This window comes from Brevibacillus humidisoli (assembly GCF_020923435.1).
Classification (GTDB): domain Bacteria; phylum Bacillota; class Bacilli; order Brevibacillales; family Brevibacillaceae; genus Brevibacillus_E; species Brevibacillus_E humidisoli.
Map to the genome: position 1 here is coordinate 647,725 of NZ_CP087263.1, position 14,615 is coordinate 662,339.

At 52.0% G+C, this 14,615-nt stretch carries 17 protein-coding genes; 11 read left to right on the forward strand and 6 right to left on the reverse strand.

The features are described 5' to 3' along the window. Both coaE and LOK74_RS03120 read left to right on the forward strand, forming a co-directional pair. Entirely contained in the window at window positions 1-603 is a 603-nt protein-coding gene (gene coaE, locus LOK74_RS03115; RefSeq protein WP_230045165.1) for a dephospho-CoA kinase, read from the forward strand. Next, window positions 600-1,163 (forward strand): lytic transglycosylase domain-containing protein, encoded by a 564-nt coding sequence (locus tag LOK74_RS03120; RefSeq protein ID WP_230045166.1) that lies wholly within the window; start codon window positions 600-602, stop codon window positions 1,161-1,163. Before coaE ends, LOK74_RS03120 begins: the two co-directional genes overlap by 4 nt. Before the next feature lie 118 nt (window positions 1,164-1,281). Here LOK74_RS03120 and LOK74_RS03125 read toward each other — a convergent pair whose 3' ends face one another. Continuing rightward, entirely contained in the window at window positions 1,282-1,710 is a 429-nt protein-coding gene (locus tag LOK74_RS03125; protein ID WP_230045167.1) for a hypothetical protein, read from the reverse strand. Between the two features lie 191 nt (window positions 1,711-1,901). On the opposite strand from LOK74_RS03125, the gene LOK74_RS03130 reads away from it, so the two are divergent. After that, window positions 1,902-2,159 (forward strand): hypothetical protein, encoded by a 258-nt coding sequence (locus LOK74_RS03130; protein WP_230045168.1) that lies wholly within the window; start codon window positions 1,902-1,904, stop codon window positions 2,157-2,159. 8 nt (window positions 2,160-2,167) lie between these two features. Beyond that, a complete protein-coding gene (locus LOK74_RS03135) occupies window positions 2,168-2,422 on the forward strand; it encodes a hypothetical protein (RefSeq protein ID WP_230045169.1) in 255 nt (84 codons plus the stop codon). Here the strand turns inward: LOK74_RS03135 and LOK74_RS03140 are convergent. The 4 genes from LOK74_RS03140 to LOK74_RS03155 are packed head-to-tail and all read right to left on the reverse strand — an operon-like array spanning window position 2,419 to window position 4,118. Beyond that, window positions 2,419-2,718 carry a hypothetical protein gene (locus tag LOK74_RS03140; RefSeq protein ID WP_230045170.1) on the reverse strand — a complete coding sequence of 100 codons (300 nt, stop codon included), beginning with the start codon at window positions 2,716-2,718 and terminating at the stop codon, window positions 2,419-2,421. The genes LOK74_RS03135 and LOK74_RS03140 overlap by 4 nt on opposite strands. Further along, the gene (locus LOK74_RS03145; protein ID WP_230045171.1) at window positions 2,715-3,362 is read right to left on the reverse strand and encodes a hypothetical protein; all 648 of its coding nucleotides are present in this window, start codon (window positions 3,360-3,362) and stop codon (window positions 2,715-2,717) included. The genes LOK74_RS03140 and LOK74_RS03145 overlap by 4 nt, the downstream gene beginning before the upstream one ends. Window positions 3,363-3,399: 37 nt before the next feature. Continuing rightward, window positions 3,400-3,630: a hypothetical protein gene (locus LOK74_RS03150; protein WP_230045172.1), complete on the reverse strand. Its 231-nt coding sequence runs from the start codon at window positions 3,628-3,630 to the stop codon at window positions 3,400-3,402. Window positions 3,631-3,662: 32 nt separating this feature from the next. Next, complete coding sequence (locus LOK74_RS03155; RefSeq protein ID WP_230045173.1) at window positions 3,663-4,118, reverse strand: Hsp20/alpha crystallin family protein; 456 nt, start codon at window positions 4,116-4,118, stop codon at window positions 3,663-3,665. Between the two features lie 196 nt (window positions 4,119-4,314). Between LOK74_RS03155 and LOK74_RS03160 the strand changes: the two genes are divergently transcribed. The 3 genes from LOK74_RS03160 to LOK74_RS03170 all read left to right on the forward strand — a co-directional run bounded on the left by LOK74_RS03160 (window position 4,315) and on the right by LOK74_RS03170 (window position 8,410). Next, window positions 4,315-5,361: a glyceraldehyde-3-phosphate dehydrogenase gene (locus LOK74_RS03160; protein ID WP_230045174.1), complete on the forward strand. Its 1,047-nt coding sequence runs from the start codon at window positions 4,315-4,317 to the stop codon at window positions 5,359-5,361. Window positions 5,362-5,574: 213 nt separating this feature from the next. Next, on the forward strand, window positions 5,575-6,033 hold the full coding sequence (locus tag LOK74_RS03165; protein WP_230045175.1) for a GNAT family N-acetyltransferase: 459 nt from the start codon (window positions 5,575-5,577) through the stop codon (window positions 6,031-6,033). A 148-nt stretch (window positions 6,034-6,181) separates the two neighbouring features. After that, the gene (locus tag LOK74_RS03170; RefSeq protein WP_230045176.1) at window positions 6,182-8,410 is read left to right on the forward strand and encodes an S-layer homology domain-containing protein; all 2,229 of its coding nucleotides are present in this window, start codon (window positions 6,182-6,184) and stop codon (window positions 8,408-8,410) included. Between the two features lie 154 nt (window positions 8,411-8,564). Here the strand turns inward: LOK74_RS03170 and LOK74_RS03175 are convergent, their stop codons facing one another. Further along, on the reverse strand, window positions 8,565-9,671 hold the full coding sequence (locus LOK74_RS03175; protein ID WP_230045177.1) for an HD-GYP domain-containing protein: 1,107 nt from the start codon (window positions 9,669-9,671) through the stop codon (window positions 8,565-8,567). A gap of 149 nt (window positions 9,672-9,820) precedes the next feature. On the opposite strand from LOK74_RS03175, the gene nrdR reads away from it, so the two are divergent. From nrdR to dnaI, 4 genes are all read left to right on the forward strand, one after another. Further along, window positions 9,821-10,324: a transcriptional regulator NrdR gene (nrdR, locus tag LOK74_RS03180; protein ID WP_230046896.1), complete on the forward strand. Its 504-nt coding sequence runs from the start codon at window positions 9,821-9,823 to the stop codon at window positions 10,322-10,324. Then, window positions 10,321-11,994 carry an ABC transporter substrate-binding protein gene (locus tag LOK74_RS03185; RefSeq protein ID WP_230045178.1) on the forward strand — a complete coding sequence of 558 codons (1,674 nt, stop codon included), beginning with the start codon at window positions 10,321-10,323 and terminating at the stop codon, window positions 11,992-11,994. Before nrdR ends, LOK74_RS03185 begins: the two co-directional genes overlap by 4 nt. A gap of 120 nt (window positions 11,995-12,114) precedes the next feature. Further along, the gene (locus LOK74_RS03190) at window positions 12,115-13,590 is read left to right on the forward strand and encodes a DnaD domain protein (protein WP_230045179.1); all 1,476 of its coding nucleotides are present in this window, start codon (window positions 12,115-12,117) and stop codon (window positions 13,588-13,590) included. After that, window positions 13,591-14,523: a primosomal protein DnaI gene (dnaI, locus tag LOK74_RS03195; protein WP_230045180.1), complete on the forward strand. Its 933-nt coding sequence runs from the start codon at window positions 13,591-13,593 to the stop codon at window positions 14,521-14,523. The last annotated feature ends 92 nt before the right edge of the window (window positions 14,524-14,615 follow it).

Genomic DNA, 14,615 nt, shown 5'->3' on the forward strand with positions numbered 1-14,615 from the left:
ATGATCCTCGGATTGACGGGCGGGATCGCGACTGGCAAAAGTACGGTCTCAGCAATGCTTCGAGAGCGGGGGATAACGGTCATCGATGCCGATCTGATCGCTCGGCAGGTAGTGGAGCCAGGCATGCCCGCTTATAACGCAATTGTTCGCCATTTCGGTACGGATATTCTGCTGAGTGATCGTACGATTGACCGTAAGAAACTGGGGGACATCATCTTTTCCGACGAGACAGAGCGGCAGGCACTCAATGCAATCGTCCACCCGGAAGTGCGCAAGGTGATGCGGGAGATGGCAGAAGCAGCGGAACAGGCGGGAGAAACGATCGTGTTTATGGACATTCCGCTCTTGTTTGAAAGCAAACTGCAGTACATGGTGGATCGAATCGTAGTCGTCTACGTACCGGCTGAAACCCAGTTGAGACGTTTGATGGAACGGGACGATCTGGATCCCGAACAGGCGGCGAAACGAATACGTGCCCAACTGCCGATCGAGTGGAAAAAAGAGCAGGCCGACTACCTGATTGATAACCGGGGAACACGTGAAGAGACAGAGCAGCAGGTGGAACAATTCCTCTTTTCCTTGCGAACGGAGTTGTCCAAATGAAAAGAAAAAAAACAGCAGTTGCTCTGCTGCTCATCCTGATGTGCGTGTTTCTGTTGATTAATACACCGCTGATCTGGAAGTGGATGTATCCCATCCAATACAAAGATGAAATCAAGCAGGCCGCGGAGCGATTTCAGGTAGATCCGATGCTGATCACGGCGGTGATTCGAACAGAAAGCGGGTTTCAAACCGATCGTGTCTCTCACAAAGGGGCTATTGGTTTGATGCAGATCATGCCGGATACGGCTGATTGGATCATTGAGCAGGCTGGGTTTAACCCCATGTCCCGAGAGTACCTGGACGAGCCGCGAGTCAACATCGATATGGGCACCTGGTATCTGCGTTTTCTCCTTACCATGTTTCAAGAGGATCAGGTAGTTGCGATTGCAGCCTACAACGCCGGCCCCGGAAAAGTGAACAAATGGCTGAAGGAGCGCACCTGGGACGGTACACTAGATTCGGCTGAGAACATACCTTACGGAGAAACCCGCCATTACGTCCAACGTGTGCTGTACTACAAAGATCGCTACCAGCAGATCTACACGGACGACTTTGGCTAGGTCCAGCTTTTATTTGAGTACGCTATGCACCGATTTCGGTGCTTTTTTATTTGCTCCGCTGAAGTGCTTCCGCAGCTTTTAGAGAGGGAGACAATCGGAGAAAGACGATGGTCAAAGATTATAGAGTAACCGATACAAGCCTCTTTTTGCGCTGTTTTGGCTGCTTGGGATAGAAAACGGACGTGTTCAATGTGCGAACGGGACGCCATCTGTTGCTGCAACAACAGGTGCGATGCACCGTGTTCCACTGCTTTCGCTTTCTTCGCTTTCGTTTGCCACCGATGTTCCGTTTTCGAACAGGAGTGTTTGGAGAGCTTGTTGTGCGCTGTTTTACATCTGCATCATGGATGATGGTGTCGATTAGATCCTTGTCATGAATAATAATTCGGTTCTGTTTGATGATGTTTTTACCGGAATTGCCGCCAATCGCCTCTTGGGTTTTGCTGTGGGAATCCCAATTGCTGGCGATTGTTTTTCCGATCATGATTGCACTATGAATTTCCATGCTGTCTACCGTGATATCACGAAAGCGAATTCGTACGCTCATGACAATCCCCCAATCCCCGCATTGGCGGCAGACGGTTTACTTTAGAATACGTCCCAGTGAGCAGGGAGTGTGGATCAAGGAAAAAACGGGCGGATCGGAAACAGTTGCCGGGCTCACGCCTGCACGGTATAGGCATAGGGTAAAGTATACTTTCAACTGGGCCATGAAAATCTGCTGTGGAGGGGAACAAAATGGCTGGTGTCGTTATCTTCAACATGATCAATGTCAACGGAATGGAGACGAATGCGGCAGTCTTCGTCGGGGAAAACTCCGCTTCCGGTTGGGATTCGCACAACAAGAACCAGTTAGCTGTGGGGATGAACTTCAGTGCATTTGGTGCGTTCAATTCGGTTATTGGCAACCTTTACTTCATCAATGATAATGATGTGTTCGATACGATCATTAAAGACGGATTGGAGACAAAGGGCAGCCCGACTGCCCAGATTTGAGTATGCAGATGAGGGAGCAGAAAGCGCAGCTCGTTCAATTCGATCAGATCAACGTCAATGTAATCGAAAGTGCTTCCGGGATTTTTGTAGGAACCAACTATCAATGCGGCTGGGGATCCCACAACACATCCAATTCAGCATTTGGTCAGGTGTCGGGAGACCAAAACCTCGTATACCACAATATCAATGTACTGTATGACAACGATGGGATCGATACGCCAATCGACGATCGTGATCTTATCATTGAAAAACGAAGTTGTTAACGATCATTGCTCTCACTGCTCTCATTTTGCGGTTTCTGCAGCATCTCTCTTACCCAGTCGGGCATCTCCATGTCCGAATGGTTCAGCATGTCGAGAAAGTCGGCGTCGTCCAATACGGACTTGGCACCGCTGATTTGGTTGTTGTCCCCACCGACCGATCCGAAACCTTGGTTATGTTTTTTATGGTTTTGAAAATGGGCTGGGTAGTTGTTGCCCATATTGACACAGGATGCGCCTTCCACACTGCCGATGCGAATGGAACCAATAAAAAAGGTAGGTGAAAAAGGAGCGGTCATGGTATTCCTCCCGTCTGTTTCCGTTCGATCTTGACCGAGTAGCCACAATCCGTGGCCGTCATCCTAGGTTCTCCTGACGGCCCGGTTTGCTGCGCTGTTTCGGCTTTGCCTTCCCTCTCGGGCAGCTTGGCAGGATCTTGGTCCTGATTCCGCTGTTGATGAACCGGACTCCTCCTCCTCTGCTTCTTAAGACTCGGTTCGCTTTGACTGGTTGCAGACGACGGTGTGTCAGGTGAATGAGGGCTTGCAGAAGGGGGACGGATGGAGGGAGCAACGGCACCAGGCTTAGGTGGTTTGGTCGGATGGACAAGTCCCGTGCACTGCTTTTCGTTCTTTTTGGCTTTTTGGAGTCCCGACTGCTTCGACTGACCTGACTGACTTGATGGGTCGCTGCTGGAAGAGAGACCAAAATTGTTGCCAATGTTCAGTGTGCCGCTCAACTCATCGACCTGGAGCTGATCAAGGCGAAAGGTGAGCTGTTCTAGTACCGGTTGGTGAACCGTCGTTTGCTCGATATGTACATAGTGGTCGTGTCGAAGTGGTTGGTTGGCCAGCTCTTCCAGCCGCTGCTCCATGTGGTGAAGCCGCTTGAGAATCTCACGCAGCAAAGCATCGTTCGCTTCCGGGTCCTGATGTTTCGACATGACTCGGGACATCCCTTCCTTCGCGGAGCCTTACACTCTATCGGGTGTCTGTCTCCCGCGGTGCTCCCGTTTTATGTTCACAGATATCTTGATCATTGAGCAGACTGCGATTGCCGATGGAGATGTTTTTGTCTCCTGAAACCGCCCCAAACCCCTCGTTAGTTTTTGCACGATGTTTCCAGTGGCAGGGAGCATTGTCGCCGGAAAACACTCCCGAGGCGTGAGCGATACGGTCAATCGTCAGATCGCGAAACTGAATCCGCACCATTCGTGTATCCCTCCCTGTCTTTGTTCTTCTTGTTACAGAGAGAACCGTTTATCGTCCACGTAATCGATCGGGATTTCTGTTTCTGTCTGATTTTCTCTGGCGATGTAGACTTCCAACAGCCCATTATAATACTGGGCATTGATGGATTGCGGCTGTACAGGGGAAGGAAGCGGCACCTCCCGCGTAAAGGGGCCCGTGAAACGTTCCGTTTGAAAAAATCGATCCTCTCGAACCGAATACGTCCGGTTGATTTCTCCGGAGATCACCAACACGTCCCCCTTTATCCGCAGTTTTACAGCTTCCGGCGAATCCAGGCCAGGCAGTTCCACTACCACCACAAATCCCTGATCCGTCTCGTACCCGTCCAAGCGCGGGCCTAAGTTGGGGACCATGCCGATCACGTCCTGCCAAAAATCTTTTCCCAATAAATCACCAGCCTGATCCTGCAGTGTTTTCCAGTTAAACTTGGGAAACTCTTTTTTGTACATGGAAACGTCTCCCCCCATCAACATTTGTAAAGTATATGATCAAAGGACTGCATCATTTCCCAGAAAGGGCCCAGAACAGGTGGCCTCCAAAAAGTCCAAATATTTATTTTTTAGTAAAACACATTGATAATTATGTCATACTTATTATAATAAAAGAGAGGAACAGCGTAACTTATTTGCGGAGAGGGGAGTCAATATGTCGATAAAAATCGGAATCAACGGTTTTGGAAGAATTGGGCGAATGGTTTTTCGCCGTGCAATCCAAGACCCTGATATGGAAATTGTGGCGATCAATGCAAGCTACCCCCCTGAAACATTGGCGCATCTCATCAAATATGACACGATTCACGGCCGGATTCCCAACACGATCGAAGTAGGCAGCAATCGCATCATCGTCGATGGCAAACCGACCATCGTCTTGTCCAATAGAGATCCACTGCAGCTACCCTGGGGTGATTTAGGGGTGGAGATCGTAGTGGAAGCAACAGGCAAGTTTAGAGACCGTGAAGGAGCAGGAAAGCATCTCGCGAGCGGAGCGAAAAAGGTGGTCATCACTGCGCCGGGCAAGGATGAAGATGCGACGATTGTGATGGGCGTCAACGAGCAGATATACGATCATGCCAACCATCACGTTCTCTCCAATGCTTCCTGTACAACCAATTGTCTGGCTCCGGTGGCCAAAGTGCTGCACGAAGCGTTTGGAATTGAGTACGGGCTCATGACTACCGTACACTCGTTTACCAACGATCAGCTTAATCTGGACAACCCGCACAAAGACTTGCGACGCGCCCGTGCCTGCGGTCAGTCCATTATTCCGACATCGACCGGTGCCGCACGTGCCGTCGGCAAAGTGCTGCCCGACCTGAACGGGCGCCTCAATGGATTTGCGCTGCGTGTTCCAACACCGAACGTCTCGGTGGTCGATTTGGTGGCCAACCTGCAACAAGAGGTGACGACCGAAACCGTAAACCGTACCTTGCGTGAAGCGAGCATGGGGGCGATGAAAGGCTATATCGAATACAGCGAAGATCCGCTTGTGTCAAGTGACTACATTGGAAACGAACATTCCGCCATTGTCGATGGCCTGTCGACGTTGGTTATGGCCAACCGACAAGTAAAAGTAATCGCCTGGTACGACAATGAATGGGGCTATTCCTGCCGTGTCGTCGAACTGGTCCGCCACGTGTCAGAGCAAAAAAACAACGACGCCAGGCTAGCCACTGCTGCCGGTCAGGTGCGCTGAGAGGAATTGCCGGGGACGGGAGAATCGCCGAGGACGGATCAAGCAAGGAATAGAATCAAAAACGGTAAGATCAGATGAACTGTCGAAGAGGACTCGACAGTTCGTTTTTTTATGAGCGTCAATATGTTTTATACGTTTCGTCCCTACGCTGTTTTTGATAGAATGGTAAATATGCCCATATCATAAAACCATAGCTAGAGGGAGGACCGAACGATGATAGAACGGCTGCAGATTGAGATACGGGAGACCGCAGAAGAAGTGCTTGCAGTGCAGATCCCTGCCTATCGGGTGGAAGCGGATCTGATCGGGTTCTCCGGTATCCCGCCGCTGCACGACACGGTTGAGACGCTAGTGACCTGTAGAGAATCGTTTTACGGCTATCGCACGGAGGAGGGCAAACTAGCCGGGGCGATCTCGTACAAGCGCATCGGCGATCTGCTGGATATTCACCGGATGATGGTCCACCCTGACTATTTTCGCAGAGGGATTGCCGGCTCCTTGCTGCGATTTGTGGAGTGCAATGAACCGGGAATCCGGACGATCAAAGTGGCTACCGGTACGGGAAATGAGTCGGCCAAACTATTGTATCAACGAAACGGGTTTCAGGAGATAGGGCAGCAAGAGGTAGCCCCTGGTATCACCGTTACCTTGTTTGAGAAACATCTTGCCTAGGAGGAATACAACAGGTAGTCAGGGTTAAGGGTTAGCAGGCAGCACAACGGATTAGAGATTGATTGATACAAAGAAGTATGGAGCTCGTTAGGTATTATTTGGTAAAATAGGGTTTGTGATGCCAAAATAATCTGAAAGGAGCAAAAAGATGGGCAATCGTATCTTGCAAAACAAGAACCGTCAGATATCCAGGTTGGCGTTGTCGGGGGCTTTGGCCGGGGTGGTCGTATCATCCGTGTTGCCGCTTCCCCTAGCACCTGCGGCACCGTCTGTATACGCTGCCGAGATGACTCAGGCGACGCTTTCTGAAGAGAAAGCGCTGCAGGTTGTCGAAGACTTGGTCACCATTCCTGACGAATATGAGCTGAGGTCAAAAGATTTAAGCGAATCCCATCCGTTTACACAAGGAGAAAACCCGGTTTGGAGTTTTCATTGGCAGATGAAAGGAAAAGACGGTTTTATCAATGGGGTCGTCGATGCCGTGACAGGAAAACTGATACGCTTTTCCATCTACGGACCGGAAGTGAGTCAAGGCAAGTCGGATGATCTGATCGGGGAGAAAGAAGCAGAGACTCTTGCTCGTACATTTCTGGAGAAGGCTGCCGAAGAGGAGCAGCAGGTTCTGTCCGAGCCCAACCAATACGAAAACAAGGCTCGATTCTATCAGCCAGAGGGAGGACATAGCTTTACGTTTACCCGGATGGTAGAGGGAGTGCCGTTTTTGGAGAACTACTTCAGCATCACCGTTGACGGCGATGGAACGATCATCAACTTCGAACGGAACTGGTATCCGGGAGATCTGCCGCAACAAGAGGATGTACAAGAACTAGAAAAAAGCCTGGAAGAGTTGGCCTACCCCTCCCTTGCGTTCGTACGGCTTGGGTATTTTGGCAGAGAAGATTACAAGCTGGTGTATCGATATGGTCCCGATGATGTCTATGCCATTGATGCCCTTGACGGAAGTCCATTAAACCGTTTTGGTCAGACGCCGGGTGAAGGCGGAGAGGTAAAGCCATTGGGCAGCACGGTCAGCGGTTGGGGATCGGGAGAACTGATTTCCAGGCAGACCGCTGAAAAACGGGCCAAAGAATGGATCAAAAAACTGCCGGGCGAGTATCGTTTTGTCAGACAGAATGGCAGCGGCAGCAGTACGGGAGCGGATGGCATCACGAACCAACACTGGTCATTTCAGTTTGATCCGGTAGAGCAAGCAGAGGATCAGACGCGCTTCGTGGAACTGGAGATTGATGACCGAGGACAGCTAGTCGGCTACTCTTACCGTGAAGAAGGCAGATTCCCGGGTAAAGGAACAGAAGTGGATTCACCGATCTCTTGGCAGGAGGCAGAGGAGAGCGCTGTACAGTTTGTGAAAACCTTGTTCGCCGATCACCTTGGTGAGATCTACCTGATCGAACAGGAGCCGACAGAGGAAGAGAAACAGCAGATGCTTGAATGGGATCGGGGGTACGAGATTCGTTTCGGTCTGCTTCAAGATGGAATCCCTGTGGAGGATTTTCTCGGTATCCGGGTGTTCGTAGATGTGGAATCGGCAGAGGTCATCGAGTTGCGCAGCCAGGACTTGTATGAACTGGCTGCTCTGCCAAATGCAGAGGCGGCGATTTCCGCCGAACAAGCCCGTGAGGTGGAGCTTCAACAGAAACAGCCTATGCTGACCTACTTCCTGCCTGCAGGCAACTGGCTGTATCGTGCTGAGCAGCCTGCTGAACCAAGACTGGTGTACCGTTATGTAGGGGAGGAAGGATATGTCGATGCGGTCAGCGGGAAATGGCACACCCTGGCTGAGCTAAACAAAAAACAGCAGCCACAGGACATAGAAGATCATCCTGCCCAGGAAGCCCTCCAGTTTGCAGTCGACCAGAATTACCTGCAGGTACAGGATGGGCAAGTAGGGCCGGACAAACAGGTAACAAGAGGGGAGTTTGCAGCGATGCTGGCTCGACTCTCGCACAGTTACCCCCTCCATCGCCGCCTCGCCGACAGAGATGAGGAAGCAGAAAAGCTGTACCGTTTCTCCGACCTGGATCAAAGCCATCCCCATTATGCGGCGATTCAGCAGATTGCCCAACTGGGCCTGGTGCCGGATGATGGACGATTTGAACCGGATCGTCCCATCACCCGTATAGAGGCATCCGAGATGGTGCTGCGACTGATCGGCTACGGCTCACTGATCGAACAGCCCGAAATCTTTACTCGATTGTATGATGACGTTTCAGAGGAGCAGCAGGCAATCGCCGCATTGGCGAAAGCCCTTGGTCTATGGGGCAACGAGGGGAGCTCTTTTCAACCTGATGCACCTTTGACCCGTGCCGCTGCGGCAACAATGGTGTATCAGGTGGAACATGGGGAAGAAGAATGATGAGCGTTGGGGCATGCGAGTAGGATGAGAGATGCCCTCACATAAGAGACAGCCCTTGGCTGCCGATATGGCCGCTGAGGGCTGTATATGCTGTATATTGGTAGTATATGGTTTCGGAAGCTCCACTTAGCTAGTATCAGTTCCACTTGCCGGGTTAGTGGACCGAAAACAGTTCCTCCCCCTCGAAGCCGACGACGAACAGCTTTAGTTCCTCGCGCAGGTCCAACTCGTAGGGGCTTAACACATCATTGCCGCGGCCGTCTTTGAGGATGCGCACCACCGGACGGTGGCAGTAGTTGGGATCCACTCTGCAAACGACGCCAGCCTCGCCTGTGTTCAGCACGATACTGCTGCCCAGAGGAAACACAGCGATGTGCTGCCGAAAGGCGTTGATCAAGCTGTGTTCAAACAGGTGTCCGCCTGCTCCTAACAGGTACTCCAGCGCATCGTGGGGCATGTATCGCTTCCGCCAAGGGCGCGGTGTGGTTAATGAATCGTATACGTCGCAGATAGCAACGATTTGGGCGTACTCATGAATCTGCTTGCCCGACAGTCCCTGCGGGTAGCCGCTACCGTCGAGGCGCTCATGATGCTGAAGCGCAACGTGAGCGGATAAGAGGGAGATGTCGTGCTGTTTACGAAGCAGGTCAAATCCGTAGATGGTGTGTTGCTTTGCGATCTCATGATCTTCTTGGGTCCACTGTGTCTGCTTCTCCAGCAATTCTTTGGGCAGCTGCAGTTTGCCGATATCGTGCAGTAGCGCTCCGATCCCCAACTCAGTCAACTGCTTGCGATTATACCCGATTGACATGCCGACGGCGGTAGCCAGTACAGCAACATTTACGGAATGGTGGTACATCGAGCCGGCATACGCGGAGATGTTCATCAGATGGAAGACGATCTCACGGTTGCCGAGCAAATCTTCCAAAATGTTGTGAAACATTTTTTGGAAGTGGAGTCCCATCTCCTTGACCGAAATACGCCGCGCCAGCTTGTTGGTGTTGGTGATCTGCCGTGCTGTGTCCGCGATGACAGCAAGTGCGTGTTGGCGTGTCTCTGGACGAATGACATCATGAACTTCGATATCCGCGGTACGCGGGTCATCAATATAAACGGAGTCGATGCCGCTGCGCTGCAGGCCCTCGATCAGCCGCTCGGTTAAAGGAACACCGGTACCCAGCAGCACCTTTCCATCGTCGGTAAATACCGTTTTGCCCAGCATCATCCCTGGGCGAACTTGTCCGATCGGTAATAAACGCATAAAAAGGATCTCCTAACACATTTTACCCCCATTATATCACAGCTCGGCCAACTTGTGAAAAGAAGGAATCTAAGGTAAACTTGACGTGCCCCGCAAGTTGCGAGACACTGAGAGAGTAGGAATGCCCGAGACTGGGAGATGATGTTTTGATGCGATGTCCTTTTTGCGAGAACAACGGGACCAGGGTGCTTGATTCCCGGCCGTTTAACAACAATAAATCGATTCGTCGCCGGCGTGAGTGCGAGAGTTGTGGCCGGCGTTTTACTACGTTTGAAGTGATTGAAGAACCGCCGCTTTTAATCGTTAAGAAAGAAGGAACACGCGAAGAGTTTAGTCGTGACAAGATCCTGCGCGGACTGATCCGGGCCTGTGAAAAACGGCCGGTCCCGCTGGAGGTTTTGGAAAATGTTGTTCACGAAATCGAGAAGGAACTGCGTAGTCGCGGCCAATCCGAGATTCCCAGCAAAGATGTAGGAGAAATGGTCATGGAGAGGTTATACTACGTGGATGAAGTGGCCTACGTTCGTTTCGCCTCGGTCTATCGACAGTTTAAGGACATCAACGTCTTTATGCGAGAGTTGGAGGAACTGCTCGCCCATGCCCGCAGCTTGCCAGACAAAACATCGCAAAGAGGAGGCACGGAAGCAGAATGACCGCCCACCTACGATTCAAATGGCCTTTTTACATCTCGCTTGTGATCGCGGTTCTGCTCACAGGATGTACGGATGGGCAGTCCGCGCCACCCCCACCGGCTTCCGATCCCGCCCCTGCTGCTGAGTCGGAGTCAGAGTCGGCCACACCTAAGTCTGGAGGCCAATTGGTCGTTGGGTCGATCGGGGGGCTGCCCGTTTTTGACCCGTTCGGAACAGCAAAACAGGAGGCTGCCCTAACCCCTTATGAGTCTTTAGCCTACGAAGGACTGCTTGTGTATGGAGAGGATGGTCTGCTTAAAGCCAATCTCGCTTCCGACTATCGTCTGGAAAAAGTGGACGGAAAGCCGGTGGTGACGCTCAGTCTGCCCAAGCAGAGGAAGTGGGCGGACGGAAAGCCGATCACAGTGGAGGATGTTCGCTTCACGCTGGAAACATACAGCCGTCCCGATTATTACGGCGTCTGGCGGGAATCAACCCACCTGATCGAGGGTGTTTCCCGTTTCCGGCGGGGGAAGGATGAACACATCTCCGGGATCACGGTCGCTCCGGAACAGGGAACGGTGCGGATCAGCCTGGACCGGGACGATGTCGCCTTTCTCCCTTTGCTGACGGCACCGCTGCTGCCCCAGCATCAACTGCAAGGAAAATCCCTGGATGAGATCTCCTCACTGTCGATAGGTGGCCAACTCATCGGCACAGGGATCTTTCAACCGCAGCAGATGAGCGAACAGGAGTGGGTATTTGCTGCAAATGGATCGTACCATGGAGAGAAACCTCTGCTGGACTCTGTGAAAGTAATTCCGCTGCAGCAGGAGAAGGTAGGGGAGGAGGTGGCTTCTGGCCGTGTCCACATCAGCATGGTCTCGCCGGAAGTTGCCCATCTGCTGAACGAGCAAGACACTGCTGTACAGATCAAGACGGCTGAGGCACATGGTTATCACTTTATCGGCTATAATCTGGCCAGCGAGAAGCTGCAAGATCTTGTTGTTCGACAAGCGCTTAGTCAAGCGGTTCCAGTCGAGAAGATCGTTGATGAGCTGTTTTACAGCTTTGCCCAACCCGTGAAAAGTCCACTGCATCCCGCATCATTTGCCTATGAAGCAGGAGTACTGCCAGGGTTCGATCCCAAGGCAGCTCAAGCCGTACTGAAAGAGAAGGGGTACAGTCAGGAGAAACCGCTCGTACTTACTATGGTCTACCCCAGTGGCAGCCAGGTTCGCCAGCGGTTGGTGGATGCGCTGTTGGAGGCGTGGAAGTCGCTGCCGGTCAAGGTCGAAACAAAACCGCTCCAACCGGATGAATTCCATGCCTACCTGTTCGGCGGCCAGGCAACTGATCTCTACCTGTATGCCTGGCAGTACCCGCTGGATCCGTCTGAGTTGATCAAGATCTGGCATAGTCGGGAAAGAGTAGGTGAACTCGGATTGAACGCGTCCCGTTGGACTAATCCACAAGCGGATCAGCTGTTGGAAAAGGGGCAGCTGCTGCTGGACGAGAAGGAACGACAGAAGCTGTTTGGCGATTGGCAAAAGCAGTTTGCGGCTGATCTGCCGATTCTGCCGCTGGTCGAGGTGCAAAACCCGTACTGCATCTCAACTCGCCTGCACGGTGTAGCCGACCGGCTGGGTATGCAGCCTTTCCGGGAGATCGGCAGTTGGTGGCTGGAGTAGGGAGGGAGTTGAATTCCCTCCCTGTTTCTTTTTTTTTAGCATTTTTTCCGCTCTACTCGATCAGTCTGGCAAGATGGTATAATAAAATGATAGATTTACGAACAGGGAAGGGTTTTGGATATGCGCTTGGTATTCAATGAGCTTTCACCAAAGGATCGCTATCTGGCAAGGGGGATCCGACCGCTCAGTCTGACGGAGATGGGATACATTACGCATCTCTATCTGCCGCTGATCGGCGTAGAATCCTATACGCTCTATCAAGTGCTGGCCCATGAAGTAGAGGAACGCAACGGGGCCGTCGGAGAAGGGACGCATCGCGGTCTCATGCTGATAACCTCGCTGTCGCTGGACCGCCTGCTGGCGGCAAGGGAACGTCTGGAGGCGTTGGGGCTGTTAGAAGTGCGGCGTCGTGAAAACAGAGATCGCGACTATTTCTATGAATACATAGTAAAACCGCCCCTCTCTCCCTACCAGTTCTTCCAGGAAGAGATCTGGTCGGTCATGCTGCTGAACAAGGTGGAACGACACCGCTTTGAGCAGCTGCGCCAAAAGTATGCCGACCGACGATTGGTTGATCTGGAGGAAGCGTATCCGTATGAAGAAAATCTGACAAAACCGTTTTACGAGGTGTATCATTCTCTCTCGACGAGCGAATTGGAAGTACGCCAAGGTTCGGAAACTGACCACTTTTTTCAGCGGATGGAAGCGAGTTACCCGGCCGCTCCACAGCAAAATGACTATCTCGCAGAACCAAGCCCGACGCTTGACCTGTCGTTTGTAAGGTTAAATCTGCCATCCCATATTGAGGCGTCAGATGTGTTGACGAGTGAAACGGTTTCGTTTTTCTACCAACTGCTTCACTTTTATCAACTGAGCAGTTGGCTGTTGGGACAAGAGCTGCGCGATTGGAATCTATATACCACAGATGGACAACTGGACCGTGTTTCCCTGCGAAGACGGCTGCGTGAAAAATACGTTGACGGACGCCTTAGCCGCGATGTCGTCTCTCCTGCCGATATCGAGCTCTCACCAGGAGAACTGCCTGAACCAGGCAGCGTCTCCCATGCACGCATCTGCCGCAGCTTGTCGCCGCTCACCCTGCTGGAGCTGGCCGTCGGGGGAAGAGTCAGCAAGGCCTTTCTGGAACGGGCGGAAGCACTTGTTTTCACCGATGGTCTGTCGCCAGAGGTCGCCAATGTGCTGCTGCTGCATGCGCTGCGTGAGACCCAGATGGAACTGCCGCGCTCTTACCTGGAAACGGTTCGCGATAGCTGGAAAGCAAAGCAGATCAGTACAGTAGACGAGGCGGTACAGGTGATCCTGGAACGGACGGAAGCCAAACAGCAAGCGCAGGAAAAAGCGAAAAACAGAAAGGAATCGACCACCGCCTCACGCCGCGGCGGGCGATCCGTCCCGCAGGACAAGCTGCCGGCTTCTGTACAACGGCAGATGGAGCGGGAACAGGAACGTGAGAAGGCAGCGCAAAGCGAGACAACACCTATAGAACAGGAAGAAGAGCTTAGTGTTATGGATATTCCTGAACTGCGCGCACTTTTGGAATCTATTCCAAAGTCACAAAAAGGGGGTAAACGGTAGATGGAAGCAATCGGGCATTTTTTACAAGAGCTAGGTAAAAGAAGTCCGCGTCAGGTTCTTTCCCCGGAACAGCAGCTGGACAAAATGCTCCGCTCCTCTCACTATCTCAAGGAGTTCCAAGAACAAAACCAGGGTCTTTCCCGTGATGACTACCTCCGTGCCCTTCCGACGGTGTATCAGGCGGTTAAGGAACATTACTGGTGTGAGAATTGTCCAGGTCTCGTCTCTTGTCCCAACATGGTGAAAGGTCACTATACAACATTAGATATGCAGGCGAGTCAAGTAGTAGGGGCGCTGGCTCCCTGTTCCAAGCAGTTGGCCGCAGAAGACGAGAAGAGGCGTCACCGACTGATGCGTAGTTATTATGTGTCGGAAGAGATAAAGACAGCTACGTTTGCGGGTATTAAGGGGGCTAAGTCCAAACTCGCTGCGGTGGAGGCAGCGATTCGGTTTAGCGGTGAATATATACCAGGTGAGAAGAAAAAAGGACTATACCTTCACGGGCCGTTCGGGGTGGGGAAAAGTTACATTATGGGGGCTATTGCTCAAAAGCTGGCAGAGCGGGGCATCGCTTCACTGATGGTATATGTGCCAGAGTTTGTACGGGAGATGAAGGAATCGCTCAGTGATCACTCCTACGGAAGCAAACTGGAGCTGCTGAAAGAGGTGCCGGTACTGATTCTCGATGATCTAGGAGCGGAGAACCTGACACCATGGATTCGAGACGAGATTCTGGGCGTCCTCCTGCATCATAGGGTTAATAACCGTTTGCCCACGCTTTATACGTCCAACTATTCCCTGGAGGAATTGGCGGATCATCTGGCGATCAGCAACGGCAACCGCGTCGAAGTGACCAAGGCGCACCGGATTTTGGAACGCATCCGTCACTATGTAGACGTATTTATGGTTGACGGGGACAATCGTCGGAAATAGGGGTAGTGAAAAAGAGCTCGGCAGAACTATCCACGTCGGAGCGAACCTGTTTTTCTCTTTCGCCCCCCACTATGTTCGTCCAAAGCAAAGAA